The 20488-nt window shown below is 67.8% G+C and carries 17 protein-coding genes; 10 read left to right on the top strand and 7 right to left on the bottom strand.

Features of this window, described 5'->3' with window-relative positions; genetic code table 11:
* The first annotated feature begins 166 nt into the window (after positions 1-166).
* Positions 167-1207 carry a LacI family DNA-binding transcriptional regulator gene (locus tag C3B71_RS02695; protein ID WP_073329856.1) on the top strand — a complete coding sequence of 347 codons (1041 nt, stop codon included), beginning with the start codon at positions 167-169 and terminating at the stop codon, positions 1205-1207.
* A gap of 57 nt (positions 1208-1264) precedes the next feature.
* Here the strand turns inward: C3B71_RS02695 and C3B71_RS02690 are convergent, their stop codons facing one another.
* The gene (locus C3B71_RS02690; protein ID WP_073329859.1) at positions 1265-2743 is read right to left on the bottom strand and encodes a xylulokinase; all 1479 of its coding nucleotides are present in this window, start codon (positions 2741-2743) and stop codon (positions 1265-1267) included.
* 172 nt (positions 2744-2915) lie between these two features.
* A complete protein-coding gene (gene xylA / locus C3B71_RS02685) occupies positions 2916-4097 on the bottom strand; it encodes a xylose isomerase (protein ID WP_073329862.1) in 1182 nt (393 codons plus the stop codon).
* Positions 4098-4165: 68 nt separating this feature from the next.
* On the opposite strand from xylA, the gene C3B71_RS02680 reads away from it, so the two are divergent.
* A complete protein-coding gene (locus C3B71_RS02680) occupies positions 4166-5413 on the top strand; it encodes an ROK family protein (protein WP_234416061.1) in 1248 nt (415 codons plus the stop codon).
* 160 nt (positions 5414-5573) lie between these two features.
* Here C3B71_RS02680 and C3B71_RS02675 read toward each other — a convergent pair whose 3' ends face one another.
* The 4 genes from C3B71_RS02675 to C3B71_RS02660 form a co-directional block, all read right to left on the bottom strand.
* The gene (locus tag C3B71_RS02675; RefSeq protein WP_108965970.1) at positions 5574-6701 is read right to left on the bottom strand and encodes a sugar kinase; all 1128 of its coding nucleotides are present in this window, start codon (positions 6699-6701) and stop codon (positions 5574-5576) included.
* Complete coding sequence (eda, locus tag C3B71_RS02670; protein WP_108965968.1) at positions 6698-7378, bottom strand: bifunctional 4-hydroxy-2-oxoglutarate aldolase/2-dehydro-3-deoxy-phosphogluconate aldolase; 681 nt, start codon at positions 7376-7378, stop codon at positions 6698-6700. The genes C3B71_RS02675 and eda overlap by 4 nt, the downstream gene beginning before the upstream one ends.
* A gap of 155 nt (positions 7379-7533) precedes the next feature.
* Positions 7534-8616 carry a mannonate dehydratase gene (gene uxuA / locus C3B71_RS02665; protein ID WP_108965966.1) on the bottom strand — a complete coding sequence of 361 codons (1083 nt, stop codon included), beginning with the start codon at positions 8614-8616 and terminating at the stop codon, positions 7534-7536.
* Positions 8613-10226: a mannitol dehydrogenase family protein gene (locus C3B71_RS02660; protein ID WP_108965964.1), complete on the bottom strand. Its 1614-nt coding sequence runs from the start codon at positions 10224-10226 to the stop codon at positions 8613-8615. The genes uxuA and C3B71_RS02660 overlap by 4 nt, the downstream gene beginning before the upstream one ends.
* 444 nt (positions 10227-10670) lie before the next feature.
* On the opposite strand from C3B71_RS02660, the gene C3B71_RS16080 reads away from it, so the two are divergent.
* The 4 genes from C3B71_RS16080 to uxaC all read left to right on the top strand — a co-directional run bounded on the left by C3B71_RS16080 (position 10671) and on the right by uxaC (position 15211).
* Positions 10671-10943 (top strand): hypothetical protein, encoded by a 273-nt coding sequence (locus tag C3B71_RS16080; RefSeq protein WP_199912627.1) that lies wholly within the window; start codon positions 10671-10673, stop codon positions 10941-10943.
* Positions 10859-12487, top strand: coding sequence for a beta-glucuronidase (uidA, locus tag C3B71_RS02655; RefSeq protein WP_199912553.1), 1629 nt, complete (start codon positions 10859-10861; stop codon positions 12485-12487). Before C3B71_RS16080 ends, uidA begins: the two co-directional genes overlap by 85 nt.
* A gap of 69 nt (positions 12488-12556) precedes the next feature.
* Positions 12557-13669 carry a LacI family DNA-binding transcriptional regulator gene (locus tag C3B71_RS02650; RefSeq protein ID WP_108965962.1) on the top strand — a complete coding sequence of 371 codons (1113 nt, stop codon included), beginning with the start codon at positions 12557-12559 and terminating at the stop codon, positions 13667-13669.
* Positions 13670-13780: 111 nt separating this feature from the next.
* Positions 13781-15211 (top strand): glucuronate isomerase, encoded by a 1431-nt coding sequence (uxaC, locus tag C3B71_RS02645; RefSeq protein ID WP_108965960.1) that lies wholly within the window; start codon positions 13781-13783, stop codon positions 15209-15211.
* Between the two features lie 533 nt (positions 15212-15744).
* Here the strand turns inward: uxaC and C3B71_RS02640 are convergent.
* Positions 15745-16095: a hypothetical protein gene (locus C3B71_RS02640; protein WP_146752332.1), complete on the bottom strand. Its 351-nt coding sequence runs from the start codon at positions 16093-16095 to the stop codon at positions 15745-15747.
* A 263-nt stretch (positions 16096-16358) separates the two neighbouring features.
* Here C3B71_RS02640 and C3B71_RS02635 point away from each other — a divergent pair, with 263 nt between their 5' ends.
* The 4 genes from C3B71_RS02635 (at position 16359) to C3B71_RS02620 (ending at position 20488) form a co-directional block, all read left to right on the top strand.
* Positions 16359-17774 carry a hypothetical protein gene (locus tag C3B71_RS02635; protein WP_234416059.1) on the top strand — a complete coding sequence of 472 codons (1416 nt, stop codon included), beginning with the start codon at positions 16359-16361 and terminating at the stop codon, positions 17772-17774.
* A 131-nt stretch (positions 17775-17905) separates the two neighbouring features.
* The gene (locus tag C3B71_RS02630; RefSeq protein WP_234416058.1) at positions 17906-18310 is read left to right on the top strand and encodes a hypothetical protein; all 405 of its coding nucleotides are present in this window, start codon (positions 17906-17908) and stop codon (positions 18308-18310) included.
* Positions 18311-18504: 194 nt separating this feature from the next.
* Positions 18505-18909, top strand: a complete 405-nt coding sequence (locus tag C3B71_RS02625) for a hypothetical protein (protein WP_234416056.1) — start codon at positions 18505-18507, stop codon at positions 18907-18909.
* Positions 18910-20287: 1378 nt separating this feature from the next.
* Positions 20288-20488: a hypothetical protein gene (locus tag C3B71_RS02620; protein WP_108965956.1), complete on the top strand. Its 201-nt coding sequence runs from the start codon at positions 20288-20290 to the stop codon at positions 20486-20488.

Here is a 20488-nt window from a genome sequence, read left to right as displayed (position 1 = left end):
CTGGTCGCCGAGGCGCCGCTTGACGTCCCCGCCGACCCGAACGCGACCAACCACTCCCGCCCGGCCCCAGCCACGACGCCCACAAACGCGGACGGCCGGTTCTCCCGGTCCCCTACCATGCGGGCATGCGGTTACAACATCACACCGACCGCTGAAAGGCACCCCCATGAACAACCCGCCAGCCGCGAGCCGCACCCTGCTTGCGGACGTCGCCGCACGGGCCGGCGTCTCACTCGCGACCGCTTCAAAAGTCGCCAACGGCCGCCCCGAGGTCTCCCCAGCCACCCGTGCTCGCGTCGAGGCCGCCATAAAAGAACTCGGCTACGTCACACGCGTGCACCACCCCGAAGAGACGCCCCCGTCCATCTCGTTCATGGCCGACGTAATCGAGAGCGCCTACGCCATGACGATCCTCAAGGGGGCCCGCGACGCCGCCGAGGCTCACGGCGTCGATCTAGTCATAGAGCGCACCCACACCTCCGCGGAAAGGACCTCCCCAGTCCCCCAGTCGGATCTCAACCATCGACTGCTGTCACGCAATCGCTCGGGCGCCGTCGTTCTTACCGCGAGTCTCGACTCCGACACAGTAGCCGGCATTGAAAGCGCCCGGCTGCCGATCGTCGTCATCGACCCACTGGACTCCTCCCATCCGGAGATCGTCTCCGTGGGCGCGACCAACTGGCTCGGCGGGCACAGCGCCGCGGAACACCTGCTTGGGCTCGGTCATACCCGTCTGGCCATCCTTACCGGGCCTGTCGCCTCCCTGAGCGGTACAGCCCGCCTTGACGGTTTCCTGTCTGCCTGTAGCCGCCGTGGACTCACCCCCGAGCCCGATCTCATCCGGCATGGCCCCTTCACGCAGGCAACCGGTTACCAAGTCGCCCGGGAGTGGCTGTCCCTCGGCCCGAGACGCCCGACGGCGATCACTGCAGGCTCCGACCTCCAGGCCATCGGCGTCATGCAGGCAGCCAACGATCTCGGCCTACGCATCCCGGAGAACCTCAGCCTCGTCTCCTACGACGACACCTTCATCACCACGCTCACCACTCCGCACCTCACCGCCGTGCGGCAGCCCCTGGAGGAGATGGGACGCAGAGCGGTGGAAACCGTCCTCCTTATGAAAGACGACGGCCAACCCGAGGCTCACCATATCGAGATCGCGACCACGCTGTCTGAGCGCGCCTCGACGGCGCCGCCGCGGGGATAGCGGCGACGCCGTCGCAGCCGGTCGGAGAGCCCCTACCGGCAGTGCCCTTAGCGCGAGTCAGTCCCCCTGCTGCGATGCTGCCACGATGGCTGCCGCCGCATCGTAGGCGGCACGCACCTGCGGCTGCGGCTCGGCGGTCAGGTGCTCGACCGGGCCGAGTTCCCATACGGGCGGCTCCTCACCGCCGGCAAGCACCCAGGCGGCCTGCTTGGCGGCGCCGTTGGCGACATACTCGCCGGGCTCGGGCACATCCACCGGAACGGCGAGCACGGCGGGGGCGAGCTCGCGGGCACAGGCCCACTTCACTCCCCCACCCACGAGCGTGACGGCGTCGACCTCGACCCCCTGGCCGCGCACGGCGTCGACGCACGCCCCCATCAGGCACAGCAGTCCCTCGACGGCGGCGCGCGCGTAGTTCGCAGGGGTCAGCGAGGCCAGCGTCATGCCGGTGAGCATGCCCGTGGCCTCGGGCAGGTTCGGGGTGCGCTCACCCTCCAGGTAGGGCACGTGCACCAGCCCGGCGGCACCGGGCTCGGCGGACAGTGCGAGCCGGTCGAACTCGTCGTAGGAGACTCCCAGCACCTGCTTGGCGGCGTCCAGAATGCGCGCGGCGTTGAGCGTGCAGGCCAGCGGCAGGAAGGCGCCGGTGGCGTCGGCGAAGCCGGTGACCAACCCGGAGGCGTCATGGGTGGGCGTGGCGGAGACGGCGGCGACCACGCCGGAGGTGCCCAGGGAGACACTGGTGGCGCCGGGGCGCAGGCCCAGTCCGAGGGCGGCGCCGGCGTTGTCGCCGCAGCCGGGACCGAGCACCAGATGGGTCAGGTCCCGCGCCTTCCCCGTCGGAGTGGTGAAGGCGCCGCCGCGGGCGGCCTCCTCGTGTGGGCCGACGACGCGGGGCAATACGATGTCGGCGACCTCGGCCTCGCTGCGGTGCAGGGCGAGCGCGAGCAGGTCGCGGCGGTAGCTGTTGGCCACGGAGTCGAAGTAGCCCGTGCCGGAGGCGTCGGAGCGGTCGGTGACGAGGGTGTCCAGCGAGGCGGCGCCGGACAGCTTCCAGGTGAGCCAGTCGTGCGGCAGGCAGATGGCCGCGATGCGGGCGGCATTCTCGGGCTCGTGGTCGGCCAGCCAGCGCAGCTTGGTGATGGTCAGGGAGGCCACGAGCACCGAGCCGACGGCGTCGGCCCAGGCCTTGGCCCCGGCGGCTTCGTCGCCGTCGCCGAGCTCGCGGATCAGATCGCGGGCGGCGCCGGCGCTGCGGGTGTCGTTCCACAGCAGGGCAGGGCGGATGACCTCACCGTCGGCATCGAGCACCACCATTCCGTGCTGCTGCCCGCCAACGCTCAGGGCGGCGACGTCATCGAGCCCGCCGACGGCGTCGATCACTTCGTTGAGTGCGGTCCACCAGTGATCGGGGTGGACTTCGGAGCCGTCCGGATGGGAGGCCTTGGCCTCACGCACGAGGGCGCCGGTGGCGGCGTCGCGGACGACGAGCTTGCAGGACTGCGTCGAGGAGTCGACGCCGGCGACGAGGGCCATAAGAGTTCCTTCCACGTTGAAGGCGGTTGGATTTCGAAGGGACGAACTAAAGCGTAGTCGTGTAGTCGTATGTTGAAGCGGGACGTTGTCGAGGCGAAGGGTCGTCTTCCTCGCGGGGGCCGACGGGCGATGGGGCGGCACCGCCTTGGCGCCACCCCATCGCCACTCCGGTTCAACCGATGAGGTGCTGGACGGCCTTCTCGTAGAGGTCGACGAAGTGGTAGTCGCGGGCGGCGGCCGCCTCGGCGTCGAAGTCCTCGTAGGCGGAGCGGTCGGCGAGCAGGTCGGCGATCGTCTCCCCCTCGGCGAGGGTCGGCTCGGCCAGTTCGTAGATGCCGGAGAGCTTGAGCGCCTCCTGCACCTCCGGGTCGGCGCGGAAGGCACGGGCCTTCTCCGCCAGCTGGATGTACATCTCCATGTTGGCGGCCGCAGACTCCCACACACCCTCAATGCCGTCGGTGCGCGAGGGCTTGTAGTCGAAGTGGATCGGCCCGTCGTAGCGCGGGCCGCCGCTGGGGAAGCCGTTGACCAGCAGGTCGACGGTGAAGAAGGCGCTGAGCAGGTCGCCGTGGCCGAAGACCAGGTCCTGGTCGTACTTCAGGCCCTTCTGACCATTGAGGTCGATGTGGAAGAGCTTGCCGGCGTTCAGCGCCTGTGCCAGGGCGTGGGTGTAGTTCAGACCTGCCATCTGCTCGTGGCCGACCTCGGGGTTCAGACCGACGATGTCGCCGTTGTCCAGCTCGGCGATCAGAGCCAGGGCGTGGCCGACGGTGGGCAGGAAGATGTCACCGCGGGGCTCATTCGGCTTGGGCTCCAGGCCGATGCGCAGGTTGTAGCCCTGGTCCTTGATGTACTGCGCGACGGTGTCCAGACCCTCCTTGTAGCGGTCGAAGACGGCACCCAGGTCCTTGGAGGAGTCGTACTCGGCGCCCTCGCGCCCGCCCCACATGACGAAGGTGGTGGCGCCCAACTCGGCGGCCAGGTCCACGTTGCGCAGGATCTTGCGCAGCCCGAAGCGGCGGATGGAGCGGTCGTTGTTGGTCAGACCACCATCCTTGAAGATCGGGTGGGTGAAGGTGTTGGTGGTGACCATCTCGATGGTCAGGCCCGTGGCGTCCACCGTGTCCTTGAGCTTGCCGACGATCTTCGCGCGCTCGGCATCGGTGGCGTCGAAGGGGAAGACGTCGTTGTCGTGGAAGGTGATGCCCCAGGCGCCCAGTTCGGCGAGCTTCTCGGCGTACTCCCAGGGCTTCAAGGCGGTGCGGGTGGTGTCGCCGAAGGGGTCGGCGGCCAGCCAGCCGACGGTCCACAGACCGAATGAGAACTTGTCTTCCTTGGTGGGCTTACGAACCATGGTTCCTCCTCGAGCCGGATTTTGTTCGCTCACGCAACTATGCCACGGGTGTGCGGTATGGTCAAGGCGTGTCTCAAGCCCGCACGACGTCAGCGTCGCCGTCCCTCGCCCCCCGTACCCAGGCATCCGCAGCCACTGTCTCCGCACGGCAGTCCACCCTGCGGACGGCAAACCTGGCCCTGTTGGCCGGGCACGTCTTCGCCGCCCCCAAGCCGGTATCGCGCGCCGACGTCGCCGCCATGACCGGCATGACCCGCTCAACCGCCTCGCGGTTGGCCGACGACCTGGTGGCGGCCGGCATCCTGACCGAGCTGGACCCCTCCCCGGCCTCCGGGCCCGGCCGTCCGGCAGTGCCACTGGCTCCGGCGCGGGGCACCTTCGTGGCTATCGGCCTGGAGGTGAACGTGTCGCGGATGGCGGTACGCGCGATTGACCTGTCCGGCCAGGTGCTGGCGGAGCGGGTAGTGCTGGATGACTTTGAGGCCTCCGATCCCGCGGAGGTCCTGCCCCGGCTGGCAAGGCTGACCCGCGATGTGCTGAGTCTCGACGCCGTACGGCGGGCCCGCAAGGTGGGCGCCGCCATCGCCCTCCCCGGCTTGGTCTCGCACGAGACGCTGCTGCGCGCCCCCAACCTGGGATGGGAGCGGATCGATCCGCGCCCATTCCTGACCGACGTCCTCCAGCCGGACGGCCTGGTGCTGCGCCTGGGCAACGAGGCCAACTTCGGTGCCCTGACCGCGGGACGCGAACGACCCGCGGCGCTGCATTCATCCCCCTCCTTCATCTACCTCTCCGGGGAGAACGGAATCGGGGCAGGAATTGTGCGCGACAATCGGGTCATGCTCGGGGTCTCGGGCTTCGCCGGCGAGGTGGGACATATCCAGGTGGACCCGACCGGCCCGCTGTGCACCTGCGGCAACCGCGGCTGCGTTGAACGCTACGCCGGCCGCCGGCTCATTCTGGCCGCCGCCGGTTTGGAGGCAACGGCCGGGCCACAGGAGTTGGTGGCGGCCTGGGAGGCGGAGGCGCCGGCCGCACGTCGGGCCGTCACCGATGCCGCCCGGGCGCTCGGCGTCGGACTGAGCGCCGCCATCAACGTCTTGGACATTCCCACGGTGATCCTGGGCGGCCACCTCGCCCCACTGGCCGACATCCTGCGTCCCGAGTTGGAGGCGGAGCTGCGCCAGCGGGTGCTGTCCTCTCGCTGGTCGGTGCCCGAGGTGATCACCACCTCGCAGGATCAGACGCCGGCGGTCACCGGCGCGGCCTGGTCCCTGTTGGAGGAGGTCGTCGCCGACCCGGTCGCCTGGATGTGAGGCGCTGCCCTCCACGCGCCACACACCCCTGGTGCCCCGTGCGCCACGAACACGCGTTCACGCCTCGAACACGAGTTTTAGAGGTATGCATGCGCCCAGCACCCGCAAACCTCCAAAACTCGTGTACTTGAGGCGAAAGCGTGTTTCAGACGGCCGTCCGTCAGCGCTGCACCCGGGCGCCGCCCCCGGCGGCGAGACGCAGAACCTCGGCCTTGGTGGCCATGCTCGTATCGCCGGGCGTGGTCATCGCCAGGGCGCCGTGAGCCGCGCCGTACTCGACCGCGGTGGCCAGGTCGCCGGTGTCGATGAGCCCGTAGATCAGCCCGGAGGCGAAGGAGTCGCCGCCGCCGACGCGGTCGAGGATCTCCAGCCCCGGCCGCTGGGTGGAGCGCACGAAACCGTCCTGCCGCGACCAGGCGATCGCCGACCAGTCGTTGACCGTGGCGGTACGCACCTGGCGCAGGGTAGTGGCGGCGACCTTGAAGTTGTCGAAGTCGGCAGTGACCCGCTCGATCATGCGCTCGAAGGCGGTGGTGTCCAGCTTGGACAGGCCCGCGTCCACGCCCTCCACCTCGTAACCGAGGGAGGCGGTGAAGTCCTCCTCGTTACCGATCATGACGTCCACCAGGCACGCCAGGCGCCGATTGACCTCCTGGGCCCGCTCAATGCCACCGATCCCCTTCCACAGGGAGGGCCGGTAGTTCAGGTCGTAGGAGACGATCGTGCCGTGGCGGCGGGCGGCACTCATGGCGGCCTGGGCGACCTCGGCCGCTGACTCGGACAGAGCGGCGAAAATGCCGCCGGTGTGCAGCCAGCGCACCCCGAGGGTGCCGAACAGGTACTCGAAGTCGACGTCGTCGGCCCGCAGTTGGGCGATGGCGGTGTTCCCGCGGTCGGACACGCCGACGGCGCCCCGCACCCCGAAGCCGCGCTCGGTGAAGTTCAACCCGTTGCGGACGGTACGGCCGATGCCGTCGTACGGCGCCCAGGTGATCATGGGGTCGACGCCGCCGGCCAGGATCATGCCCTCGATCAGGTGGCCGACCTCGTTGTCCGCGAGCGCGGTGACCACGCCGGCGCGCAGGCCGAAGCAGCGGGATAGGCCGCGGGCGACGTTGTACTCGCCGCCGCCCTCCCACGCCTCGAAGCGTCGGGCGGTGCGCACCCGCCCCTCGCCCGGATCCAGGCGCAGCATCACCTCGCCCAGGGAGACGACGTCGTAGCGGCACTCCTCGGCGGGGCGCAGGGGCACCGGCCCGGTGGCAGTCGTTTCGCTGACGGTGCTCATCGGCCGCACTCCTTCGCGATGGCAATGGCCTGGGCGGACAGGCGGGTGATCTGCTCCCAGTCGCCCGCGGCGACCAGGTCCTTCTTCACCATCCAGGAGCCGCCGCAGGCGCGGATCACGTCGACAGACAGGTAGTCGGCCAGGTTGTCGGCGTTGACGCCGCCGGTGGGCACGAAGCCCAAGCCGGGGAACGCGGCGGAAAGCGCCTTGATTGCGGGCACGCCGCCGTTGACCGAGGCCGGGAAGAACTTGACGGTGTCGATGCCGAGCTCGAGGGCGGCCATGATCCAGGAGGCGTCCGAGCAGGCGGGCAGCGAGAGGACACCGGCGTCCTGGGTGGCGCGCACGACGTCGGCGCTGAATCCTGGCGACACGATGTACTTCGCGCCGGCGGCGACGGCGGCTTCGACCTGCGCGGTGTTGATGACGGTTCCGGCCCCGACGGTGAGGCCCTCGACCTCCTGCATGGCGCGGATGGCGTCGGCGCCTGCGGCGGTGCGGAAGGTTACCTCCGCCGTGGTGATGCCACCGGCGACCAGCGCCTTGCCGACGTTCACGCCGTCCTCGGCGGAGTCGACGACGACGACCGGCACCACCGGGTTGGCGGCCAGCAGCGCGGCGAGCGACGACTGGGCGGCGGTATCGTCTCGGGCGGGTGTTTCAATCGTTCCTGTCATTACATCTACCTCTCTGCACCCGCTGATCCGTAGGCGCGTGGTTGAGATTGGTTCCGGCACGTAACTTATGCCGATCTCGGCATATTACTCGCGCCGGTCTCGGCCGCCATGGCGGCCGACCTCTCCGGATGGGACGGCGATAGTCGGTTAAGGGCTCAGGCACGCCGGGACTTGAGTTTGGCGGTGGCCTCGTACAGGCCGTTGATGTAGGTGGCTCCCAGGGCGCGGTCGTACAGCGGGTAGCCGGGGCGGCCGGTCTCGCCCCAGATCATGCGGCCGTGGTCGGGGCGCACGTAGACGTCGGGGCAGGTGTCGTAGATGGCTTCGACGATGGCGGCCATGTCCAGGCTGCCGTCGGCGGACAGGTGCTGCGCCTCTTGGAAGTGCTTGGGACCCAGGTGCTTGACATTGCGCACGTGGGCGGCGGCGATGCGGCCGCGCTCACCGAATTCGCGGAAGATCGCGGGCACGTCGTTGTCCGGGTTGGAGCCGAGGGACCCGGAGCACACGCACAGGGAGTTGGCCGGGGAGTCGACCAGGCCCACGATGGCGTCCAGATCGTCCCGGTTCTTGCACACGCGCGGCAGGCCGAACAGGTCCCAGGCGGGGTCATCGGGGTGGACCGCCAGGCGGATGCCGACCCTTTCACAGGTGGGGATGACGCCCTGAAGGAAGTAGCGGTAGTGCTCGCGCATTCGGGCGTGGTCGATGCCCTCGTACAGGGCGAGCACCTCCTCCAGCCGGCCCAGCCGCTCGGGCTCCCAGCCGGGCAGGGTCAGCCCGCCGGAGGCGCGCTCGGTCATGGCGACGATCTCGCGCGGTCCCATGCCCTCGACGTCGGCGTGGTTGTAGTACAGGCAGGTGGAGCCGTCCTCGTTGCGGTGGTACAACTCGGTGCGCAACCAGTCGAACACCGGCATGAAGTTGTAAATGACCACCTTGATGCCGAACGCCGCCAGGTTCTCCAAGGTCTGGCAGTAGTTGGCGATGTAGGCGTCACGGCTGGGCAGTCCCAGCTTGATGTCCTCGTGGACATTGACGGACTCGATCACCTCACACTCGAGGCCCTGGGCGTGTACCCGATCCACCAGGGCGCCGATGTCCTCCCGGCTCCAGACCTCGCCCGCGGCGTACTGGTCCAACACCCCCATGATGCCGGTCATGCCGGGTATCTGGCGCACATGCTCCAGGGGGATCGGGTCGTAGGCCTCCCCATACCAGCGGAAGGTCATCTTCATGGCAGCATCTCCTCCTCGATGGTGGTGCGCACGGCGCCGGGGCCGGCGAGTAGTCGCGCCAGCAGTGTCTCGATCTTGACGGCCAGCGGGGTGGTGTACAGGTCCAGGGCGAACAGGGTCGGGTCGGACAGGATGGGTCGCAGTGCGGCGTGGATGGCCGCGGCGTCGGCGCTCCCGCCCAGGGACAGACCGGCCACGTGGGCGTGCAGCTCCTCATAGCGCGGATCGGAGGACGGCGTGAAGGGCGCACCGTCGTCGGCAATGCCCGTCAGATAGCGGCACCACAGGGCGATCACCAGCGGGATGGCCGTCAGGCCGCCCAGGTCCAGGCCGCGTTCGCGGTAGCGCAGCAGGGTCTGTCCGAAGCGGATCGGCAGCTTCTGCGAGGTGTCCATGGCGATGCGGGCCGGGTCGTCGGGCAGGTAGGGGTTGGTGAAGCGGGTTCCCAGGACCTCGGTGAGGAAATCCGCGGGGGCGACGACGCCGGGATCGGAGACCACCGGCAGGCCCTCGTCCCAGCCCAGGCGGCTGACCAGCGCTTCCAGGGCCGGGTCGCGCATCTCCGCATCAATCGTGGGCATCCGCAGTAGGCAGCCGGCGACGGCGAGAGCCGTGTGCAGCGGGTTGAGGCAGGTGGTGACCTTCATGTTCTCGAACCTGTCGCACACCTCGCGTGCGACCACGTGCGCGCCGGCCTGCTCGAAGGGCGGGCGGTCGGCAGCGAAGGCGTCCTCGATGATCAGGTACTCGGTGGGTTCGGCGTTGACGAAGCCGGCCATCGCGATGCGTCCACGGGTGGCCAGCGCCATGTCGGTGAAGCCGAGCCGGGCCAGGTCGTCACTGACGGCCGGGCTGGGTCGCGGAGTGATCTTGTCGATGACGGTGATGGGGAAGGCGACGCGGGTCGGGTCGGCCAGCCACGCGAGGAAACTCTCCGCCGCGGAGCCGGCCTGCACCCAGCCGCGGGCGACGACGGTGATCGCCTCTCGCAGCCGATCGCCGTTGTGGCTGAAGTTGTCGCAGCTCATCAGGGTGATGGGGGCGCCGCCCGCCTCGTAGCGGGTCAGCAGAAGGGCCGCGAGCACCGCCATGGCGTGGGGCTGGTAACCGTGGGGATCGGTGGCAACGGCGTCGGCGAGCTCCGGCAGGAGTCGGCCGGCGCCGTCGTAAACCGCGTAGCCCTTCTCGGTGATGGTCAGGGAGACGAGCGTGACCTCCGGATCGGCGGCGAGTGCGAACAGACGGGCGAGGTCGCCCTCGCGGCGGGTGACCAGGGCCTCGCACACCCCGGCGATGGCGCGCAGATCGCGGCCGCCGTCGGGATTGAGGATGACCGAGAGGGTGAGTAGGTCGTGGGCGCCGAGCCGGGCGTTGAAGCCGGCCGGGTCGGTGGTGACGACGGCGGTAATGGGCCAGTGGTGTCCGGCGGTGATGAGGTCGTCGGCGATACGGGCCAGGAAGACACGGAAGATATTGCCGGCACCCAGGTGGAGCCAGCGCGGACGGCGTCTCCCCGCGTCCTGCATGGCGGCGACATCGAAGCCGGGCGTGACGACACCCGCGTCCCGGAACGCGTCCCGATCCTGCAGACCCTCTATGGTCAGTTTCATGGGCGGATCGGCTCCTTTGCTGCGGACGCTACTGAATGCAGATTCTCTCCCGGACGGCAGCGACATCCCCAGTTGCCACGAGTTGCCAAAGACCACCCGACCGCCGTGGAGCCCTCCGGAGCCTGGGAGGCGTGCTACCGCCCCTCTGCTACGAGCTTTTGTGCTCTGCTGTACACCTATTTGCCACACACCAGGGTGCAAAAGCTCGAAACAGATGACAAAAGCTCGCAGTAGGCGCTGGAGCAGGAAGTGCCTTCAGGCACGGACGCCGTCGGCCGCACCTTCACCCTCTGCTTCAAGTGGCAACAAACGGCAACTCGTAGGCGGATCAGGGACTAAGTTGTGGGATGGCAATGTAGTTCACCACACACGCCCCCGCAGAATCCACGCTCCACGACGGCGCGGTGGAGCAGGCCTCTGCGGGCGACAGACAAGGGAGCCCGCATGCTGTCCGTACGCAATTCCGCCTCGCGCACAGTCGTGTCCCTCGACGGGGTGTGGCGCTTCCAGCTCGACCCGGAGGACCGTGGTCAGGCCGAGCGTTGGTTCGCCACACCCTTGCCCGCACCGCGCCCCATGCCGGTGCCCGCCTCCTACAACGACATCACCATCGCCCCGAAGTCCACGACCACGTGGGTCCTGCATGGTACGAGCGCGAGGCCGTCGCCCCGCACAATCTGGGCGAGGACCGACTGGTTCTACGTTTCGGCTCCGTGACCCATGAGGCGCGCGTGTGGGTCGACGGCGTCGAGGTTGCCCAGCACACTGGCGGTTACCTTCCTTTCGAGGCCGACATCACCGACCATGTGACGGCTGGGCGCGACTTCCGCATCACCGTGCGCGTGGACAATCGACTGTCCTGGCAGTCCATCCCCGTGGGCTTCCTCGCGGAGGACGCCCAGGGACGCACCGTGCAGCGTTACTTCTACGACTTCTTCAACTACGCGGGCATCCACCGCTCGGTCGTGCTTTATACCCGGCCGTGGATCGCCGTCACCGACGTCACCATCGTCACCGACTACGCCACCGGCCCCGAGGGCACCGCCGGACGCGTCACCTACACCGTTGAGGCGGAGGGCGCCGAGCACGTCCACGTCGTCGTCAAGGATGCCGCCGGTGCGGAGGTCGCCCATGCCGAAGGCGCCGCCGGGACGCTCACCATCGACAACGTAAACCTATGGCAGCCCGGTTCCGGCTACCTGTACACGCTGGAGGTGCACGCCCGCGGCTCCGCGGACGGCGGCGCGAGTGAGGACGTCTACCCGCAGCGCTTCGGCGTGCGCACCGTGACGGTGCGCGACTCGCAGTTCCTCATCAACGGGGAACCGTTCTACTTCCGCGGCTACGGCCGCCACGAGGACAACCTGGTACGGGGCAAGGGACACGACCCCGCGCTCATGGTCCATGACTTCGAGCTGATGGAGTGGCAGGGCGCGAACTCCTTCCGCACCTCCCACTACCCCTACGCCGAGGAGGTCATGGACTACGCCGATGAACGCGGCTTCGTGGTGATCGACGAAACGGCGGCGGTCGGGCTGAACACGGCCATCATCGGCGGCTTCTTCGGGGGCGATCCGATTCCCTTGTTCAGCGAGGACCACGTGAACGCACATACGCAGGCGGCTCACGCCGACCACATCCGCGAGTTGATCGCCCGAGACAAGAATCACCCGTGCGTAGTGCTGTGGTCGCTGGCCAACGAGCCGGAGAGCAACACCGAAGCCTCATTGCGATACTTCGAGCCTCTGGCCGCCGCGGCCCGGGAAGCGGACCCGAACCGACCGGTCGGCTATGTCAATGTGATGATGGGACAGCCCGCCCAGGAGCGGGTGGTTGACCTGTTCGACGTGGTCATGCTCAACCGTTACTACGGCTGGTACGTGAACAACGGCGACCTGCCGGCCGCCGAGGCGGGACTGCGAGCGGAGATCGACGGCTGGATCGAGCGGGCACCGGGCAAGCCGATCCTGTTCACCGAGTACGGGGCCGACACGCTGTCCGGTATGCGGGATCTGCTGCGCCGCCCGTGGTCCGAGGAGTTTCAGGTGGACCTGCTGGCCATGTACCACCGCGTCTTCGACGCCTACCCGCAGATCGTGGGTGAGCAGATGTGGAATTTCGCCGACTTCCAGACCGGGACCGGCACCACCCGAGTCGGCGGCAACAAGAAGGGCATGTTCACCCGGTCGCGGGAGCCCAAGCAGAATGCCTTCGTGGTGCGAGACCGTTGGCTGGGCAAGCGGCGCCGCCACGAGTGTTGACCCGCTCACTCGCTTCGGACTCCCGGCCGCGACAACGCGGCACCGCCCGCCACTCGGAAAGGAGCACGCTTGCCAACCACAGTCTCGGACGACGACACCACCGCCTTAGCCGACGTCGACAATGCCTCGACGCGTCCACAGGGCGCAGAGGAGCGCGGGCGCGACAAGCCCATCACGATCTACGACATCGCCGCCGCGGCCGGGGTGGCGCCATCGACCGTGTCCCGCGCGCTGACCCGCCCCGGCCGGGTGTCCGCCGAGACCGCCGACCGCATCCACGCCGTCGCCGAACAGTTGGGCTACAAGCGCACTCGGCCCCGCCGTCCCGCCGACTCCGCGGAGGAAACCTATGTGATCGCGCTGGCGATCGCCGACGTCGGCAACCCCTTCTTCAGCCGGGTCATGATCGGCCTGCAGGAGTCGGCACGCGCCAACGGGTACACGGTGCTGCTGGTCGATTCCCGGGAGAACGCCGCCGAGGAGAGGGCCGCCATCGGGAAGGTACTGCACCTGATCGACGGGATCGTCCTGGCCTCCTCCCGCATGAGCAACTCGGCGATCCAACAGTTCAACCGGGCCGTGCCCGTGGTGTCGCTGAACCGGCAGGTTCCCGGCGTCACCTCGATCCTGTCGGACTCCGTACAGGGGATGCGCGCCGTCGTTGAGCACCTGGCCGCCCACGGGCATAGCGAGCTGACCTACCTGGCGGGGCCGCCGGACTCATGGTCCAACGGCACTCGCTGGGAGGGGCTGACCCGCGCCTGTCATGCCCTCGGCCTGCGCCCGCGCCGGATCGGGCCCTTCTCCCCCACCATCGGCGGTGGACTGCACGCCTTGGAGACGTGGGGCCGCCACCCGACCAGTGCCGTTGTCGGCTACAACGACCTCCTGGCGATCGGCTTCATGAAGGCGGCGGTCGCTCGCGGCCTGCGCGTGCCCGAGGATGTATCGATCATCGGCGTGGACAACGTGGACCTGTCCGCCCTGACCAACCCGGGGCTCACCTCCTTGGCGGCCGGGTCGCGGCGGCTGGGCATGCGGGCGGCGACGGCGATCGTCGGGCACCTGCGCCACCGGTCCCAGCCGCAGCCGGCGGTCACCATGCTGGAGATGTCCCTGCAGGAGCGGGAGAGCGTCGGGCCGGTGCCCGTGGCGCCACCCGTCCTGCCGCCCGTCACCTGAGCCCGGCCTCCCCCGCCCGACGACGGCGCCCCCTTGCGGGAGCAGCCCGTAACCGACATCGTCGTCGGCCGCCATGCCCCAGTTTCAGCACCAGTTACCAAGGAGACCACCGTGTCCGCCCCAGTCCAGCCACTGCCCCTTAGCCCCGACCGGCTGCTGCCCGCCGACCCGGCCACCCGCGCGGTGGCCCGCGAACTCCTGGCGGAGGTGGCCGACGCGCCGATCATCTCCCCGCACGGGCACGTCCCACCCGAGTGGCTGGCCCAGGACGCCTCCTTCGCCGACCCCACCAGCCTGTTGCTCACTCCGGACCACTACACCAACCGTTTACTGCACTCCCTGGGCGGGGTGGAACTGGAGCAACTGGGTGTCCCGGTGGGCAGCGAATTGAGCCCGGAGAGGTCACGGGCGGCATTCCGGCTGCTGTGCGAGCACTGGCACCTGCTGGCCGGTACCCCGGTACAGACCTGGTTCACCGAGGTCTTCCACGACGTGTTCGGAGTGCGGGTTCGACCGTCGGCCGCCACCGCGGACGCGATCTACGACCAGATCGACGCCGCCCTGCGCACGGAGCCGTTCACGGCGCGGGCACTGTACGAGCGTTTCAACATCGCGGTGCTGGCGACGACGGACGATCCGTGCTCGGACTTGGCCGCCCACCGCGCCCTGGCCGCCGACCCGGATTGGAACGGCCGGGTGATCCCGACGTTCCGCCCCGACGCCTATCTGGAGCCGGCCCGGCCCGGCTGGCGGGAGTTGACCGAGGCGCTGGGGCAGGCGGCCGACCAGGAGGTTTCCACCTATGCCGGGCACGTCGAGGCGATGCGGCGCCGACGGGCCTTCTTCAAGGCCTGTGGCGCGGTCTCCTCGGATCACTCGCATGCGGATGCGGGCACACAGCGGCTGGAGGACGCGGAGGCGGAGGTGCTGTACGCGCGCGCCCTGGCGGGACGAATCGACGCCGCCGACGCCGCCCGGCTGCGGCGCCACATGGTGAACGACCAGGCGCGGCTGGCGGCGGACGACGGGTTGGTGATGACGCTGCACCCGGCCGTGTACCGCAATCACGACTCCGGGGCACTGTCCCGGTACGGCGCTGACGTGGGCGGGGACATTCCCACCTCGGTGGAGTTCACGCGTGCCCTACAGCCACTGTTGGACGCCTACGGCAACGCCGACGGCTTCCACCTGATCCCCTTCACCATGGATGAGTCGGTCTACTCCCGCGAACTGGCGCCACTGGCCGGTTGGTACCGGGCCGTGTACGTGGGGGTGCCGTGGTGGTTCATCGACGAGCCGGATGCGATCACGCGCTTCCGGGAGGCGACGACGGGTTCGGCGACCTTCTACAAGACCTCCGGCTTCATCGACGACACCCGGGCCTTCTGCTCGATTCCGGCGCGCCACGGCATCGCGCGCCGCTGCGACGCGGGCTTCCTGGCACGACTGGTGGTCGAGCACCGGCTGAGTATGGATGAGGCGGCTGCCGTGGCCCACGATCTGGTGGACGCGATCCCCCGCCGTGCCTTCAAACTGGACTGAGGCGGCGACTCGGTCCCAACAGACGCGGGGCAGCCGGCATGAGCCGTTTGGGAGATGGCGCTTCACAAGCCGAGACAGCGTCCCACAGCTTGCGGAGCGACCACCCGCTGGTAGGCCCACCCCAGTATGCGCGGTTGGCGAGCCGTGTGCGCCTTGTGCGCGGCACCCGGTGCCGCTGCCATGCGTCGCCAAGGGCCACGACCCTCGATCCGGTGCCCGCATAACTCCGACAACTCGAACGAATCGCCGTCGGCCACCAACACCGCCAGCCCGAGGACGTCCCGGGTTCGCCCAAGACGTCCTCGTCGGCCCGAAAACGACCTCCCACGCCCGAGAACGACCACCTCATCGCAGCACTCCGCCCCTAAGCACCACACCCACCGATCCGAATAACCGCTTTAACTCGAGCGTCGACCTTGCTTCTAAATAAGACCGCTTCAGGGGCAAGACATGGATCGGCGATTTCATCCGCAACCGCAGCGGGCGCGTATCAAGCCGTAGCGGGCCCCCAAGCGCCCGCGCGTCGCAGCGCCTCAGGCTCCGTATTGCTGCGGCGGGACGGCATCGGCGGCGGCGCGAGCGGCCCGCTTCTGACGACGGCCGACGACGATCCCGCCAATGCCCACCCCGATGCCGACGACGGCGATCCCCAGGCCCGCGCGGCGCACCGGCAGCGCCGATCGATCGTATTCGAGGATGGCGTTGAAGTCCTCGACGCTTATGGGGCACTCCTCGCCGTCGACCTCGAATGTGTAGCCCGACAACGGATCATCAGGCCCAGCACAGCTGATGTCCGGTTCCGGGCCGACGTGCTCGACAAAGATCATGGCCACGCCGACTACGAACAGGACTACGGCAGCGATGTACATGTATTTACTCTTCATAATATCCACCCTAGGGTGGATAGAGTCTACGGGCCAGTTGCCGGACCACACTCCAGGTGTGACCTTTTAGATACGCGGCCGCGTCGGCCGCACCAGCGTCCACATAACGGTCTTGACAAGGAAAGGCCGCAGGCGTACGTTCTCGCCGTCGGCCGCCCCTGGGAGAGCGCCTCGGAGTCATGCTGCTGCACCCATATTTCGCCTTCAGGAAGAGCGCAATCGATGTCTGATGGGTTATTCACATCGTCGCGGGCGACCTGGAGATGCTGGCCGCCCGGCTCGGCTCGCTGGACGGCGACGTACGAAGCGTGGATCCCGACGGCGTGGCTGAAGCCTCGGACTCGCTCAGGACACTGGGCACACACCTGTCATCTCTACACGAAGACGCCGAGTTGGCACTGGGCCAGGTGGCCTCGCGGTCTTCGGGCGTCAACGCCATGCGCGCGGCGCTGCGCTCGAGCATCGCCGAACACAGCGAGCTTATCGCGCGGGTCGACTCGCTCCGGACCGCCACCGCCACTGCCTGCGACGGGCTGATCGCAGTTCGTCGTCAGGTCTTGGCGCGCCAGGACTACGCCGACGCCAATCCCTATTTGTCCCTGGCCGATGACGGAACTGTCACCGCGACCCTCCCCACGACGAGCAACATGACCGCCGCTACGGCAGCAACCACGACCGGTGGCTCCGCCGGTAGGACGACGGCCGATGCGAAACTCATCCAGTCCCAGGCCGATGAACTGGCCGGAATGGTGGCAGCCACCGTCACCCTGGCCAACCAGGTCGACACCGACTACGCCCAGGCACTCAATTCAGCCACGCCGAATCCGCAACCAGGACCATCACCTAAGCCCGACCCCAATCCAAATCCGCGTTCTAACCCGTCCCAGGTCGGAGGAGACACCGCCACCCGGAGTTCCCGCTCCGGGCGCGTGGTGCCCAGGGGCAGCGTGCCGAGCGGGAAGGGAAACTCAGACGGCAACACCAGTAAAACAGGCCTGGGCGATCCGGTACCCGGCGAACACGCCGACATGCCGGGTGTAGACCCATGGCAGTATCCGGGCGACACTCCGGACGAGGGATCCGGCCCGCACGGACAACGCGACGCCACTCTGCGAGATCACCTAGTACACGAGGGGGCAACGCTTGCCGCACGTGCACTCGAGGATACATGGCCAGATGTCGCGGCGAATCTCAACCACTTCCTGGACAACACCGGAACGCCGCAAAACATCAACGTTGACGGCATGCTAAACGACTTGTCCAGCTTGGACGAAGGTTCACAGGATTACGTCACCAGTATGGTCAACGCCGCAGTAGACGACTACAAAACCTCCGGGGCGACCGGTCCGATGACCTACCCTTTCAACACCGATTGGACGTCTGGCTACGCTCAACAAAGCGAGAGCGAGAACTGGTTTTATGCGACGGGTGGCTACCAGTACTGCACAGAAGGCACCGTAACCGTATACCCGCCAACCGACTCGAACTCAGATTACACTTACTCTTACGACTACCGGGTACACGTGGCCGATCGGTACAACTGGGACCGCAATAAGGACACACCGATAGGTCCCGCGAATATAACCGATGCCGAAATGCAGAAGCTGCATCAGGCTGGCATAGCACAGGAGTACGATCTGGTCGGTAAGTCATCAGTGCAGCACGGGACTGGGCCATGATCAACGCAGCGAAACCACGGGCTACGCTCGGTGTCCTACTCACGAGCGCGCTGGTGCTGTCGTCCTGTGGAGCAGTATCAGGCTCGCGCGACGCCACACCCACTCAGTCTATCGCTACCCAGGAGGCCACCATGACATCCACTCAGCAGGAGGGAGCGCCCTACCCGGCGGACATGGAGCACCTGGACGACATCCTGTCCGTCGGCCAAGGACACGAGCTTCCTGAGAACGCCGAAGTACTCTCGGTCTCCCCAGCCGTGAACTTCGCCGAAAACTACCCCGGAGGCTGGGGCTACATCATCGCCTTCACAGCCGAGGATCAAGCCATACGTGACTACGTTTCAAACCAGACGAGCTACTCTGGCAAGCACATAGACGTTGGCGCAAATGCTAGACAGAATGCAGACGGTTTAGAGGACGTCGATCTGAGTTCAATTTCAGATCCTTGGAATTGGGGTTTTGCTGGCGACGCGGTATTGCTGCTCGAACGTCCCCTGGGGCGCGGTTGGCTGATTATCCGCGGCGCGCCCCGCTGACGCTCATGCGGTTACCCATGCCGCCAATCCCTGTCTCCAAACGCACCCGCATGTTGCGCGTGGAATCACGACGAGTCTCCGGCTTATTCGCCGCTGTCCTGCTCGCTGGAGCCTTGGCGCTCTTGGCCTGTGGCGCGACGTCAAACTCACGTAGCACCTCACCCACGCAGTCAGTCGCAACCCAGGAGGCCGCAGTGACAGCGAACCAGCAGGAGGGCGCCCCCTACCCGGCGGATATTGAGCACCTGGACGACATCCTGTCCATCGGCCAAGGACACGAGCTACCCGAGAACGCCGAAGTCCTCTCGGTCTCCCCAGCCGTGAACTTCGCCGAAAACTACCCCGGAGGCTGGGGCTACATCATCGCCTTCACCGCCGAAGACCAAGCCATCCGCGATTACGTTACCAACAACACCGGTTATCCCGGAGAACACGTCGAGAGCTATCCTGAAGCAAAACAATCCGGTGGCGGCTTAGAGGACATAGACATCAGCACCATCACTGAGCCGTGGCGTACTGGATTCGCAGGCGACGCTGCGCTACTACTTGAACGACCGCTCGGGCGTGGTTGGCTGATCATTCGTGGCGCGCCGCGCTGACACCATGACCCCTGCCCCTTTCCCGGCCGGCGCTCACATGCCGGCGGCGAAGCGACAGCATGGTGAACTGCACCGGGTTTGATGGAGGCAGTGAATACACGGAAGGATCACTGCCGGGAGTGCTACCCGTGGAAGTATCCCGAAGAGGGCTGCGAGAGCGGGCTACCAGGATGGGGTGTGCAGGGGCCCGTCGGGGGACCCCGGAGTGGTCTAAGGGGGCGGGCCTGGAAGATCGGCGAGGAGCTGGGCGCCCCGCCCCGAGGCGCTGCGCACCTGCTACGTAGGAGGGGCGAGATCGACGCGGGCGCCCGGCCGGGAACCACCAGTCAGGACGCTGAGCGGATCAGGCAGCTGGAGGCCGACAAGCCGCGAGCCGGGGGCGGACCAACGGGGATCCTGCGCAAGGCGAGCGCGCATATGCGCCACGGGCGGAGTGTGAGCGCCGGAAGAGGTCACCGGTCTCATTCATCGCCGGGCAACAAGACAAGTGCTTGGGGCCTGTGCCGGTTCTGCAAGGCGCTGACCAGCGCCTATGTCAAGATCGCCCCGAGCACCACTTGCGCAGCCAAGTCCCGTCCCCCAGTGCCAGGGCTGTGCGCGACCAGGTTCTGAAGACCGAGAACCGGGCGGGTGCATGAGAACAACTACTGCGTACTGGGCGCAAGGAAGATGCATGCGATGCCGGGCCGTCCTGAGGCCTCCGTCCGGCACGGGCTGGGGCATGCGACGCCCGCTGCACCGCGGTTGCGGCTGATGCGGGCCATGGGCCTGCACGGCCACCGGCCGCGCCAAATCACCGCGTACCACGCGCAGCGCTCCCAAGGAGCAGTAGCCAGCAGACCTGGTCAAGAGGCACTTCTCAGCGTTCAGGCCGAATGAGCTGCGGGCGGCGGACCCCCACTACGTGGGAGGTACCCCCACCTAGGTACGCACCCTCCCAGGCTGGGTGGTGCGCCTGCCTTCGCCCGCCGACGTCTACTCCCGCAGGATCAGCGGGTGGCAGACCACCCGCGAGCCTATATATCGGCCTGGCCCAGGGGCGCCCTACGCATGGGGATCTGGCAGCGTCGGCGCGAAGGAGCCGAGCTGAAAGGCCTGATCCACCACACGCGGCCGCGGGGTCCAGTACCGGGCAATCCGAGTGCGGGCAGGCCCTGCTCGGACTGTGATGCTGTGGCCGCGGTGGGCACCCGAGGGAGACTCATACGATAACGCTCTGGCCGAGGCCCTGAACTCCCTGTACAAGGCGGAATTGATCCTTGGGCCGCCATTACCTCGACGACCACGGCCCCTGGCAGGGCATCGAGGACGCCCGTGTTCGCTACCGCCCAGTGGGTGCAACTGGTCGGGCAACACCCGTCCTCACTCCGCCATAGGCATGCACACCCCGATCGAGCACGAACAGGCCTACACCCCACCACCACCAGACGACACCATCACCGACGGCACCACCGCCGACGGCACCGGCATCATCGACAACGCCGACGCGCCGGGCGTCGGCGAGCAGACCACCACCGACCAACCCCGGACCACCCTGACCGCACAGCAAATCCTCAACAATCTAAACCCAGGGCACTAA

The organism is Actinomyces sp. Z16 (genome assembly GCF_003111765.1).
Classification (GTDB): domain Bacteria; phylum Actinomycetota; class Actinomycetes; order Actinomycetales; family Actinomycetaceae; genus Actinomyces; species Actinomyces glycerinitolerans.
The sequence above is the reverse complement of the archived record's forward strand: the minus strand, read 5'-3'. Positions and strand labels throughout refer to the sequence as shown.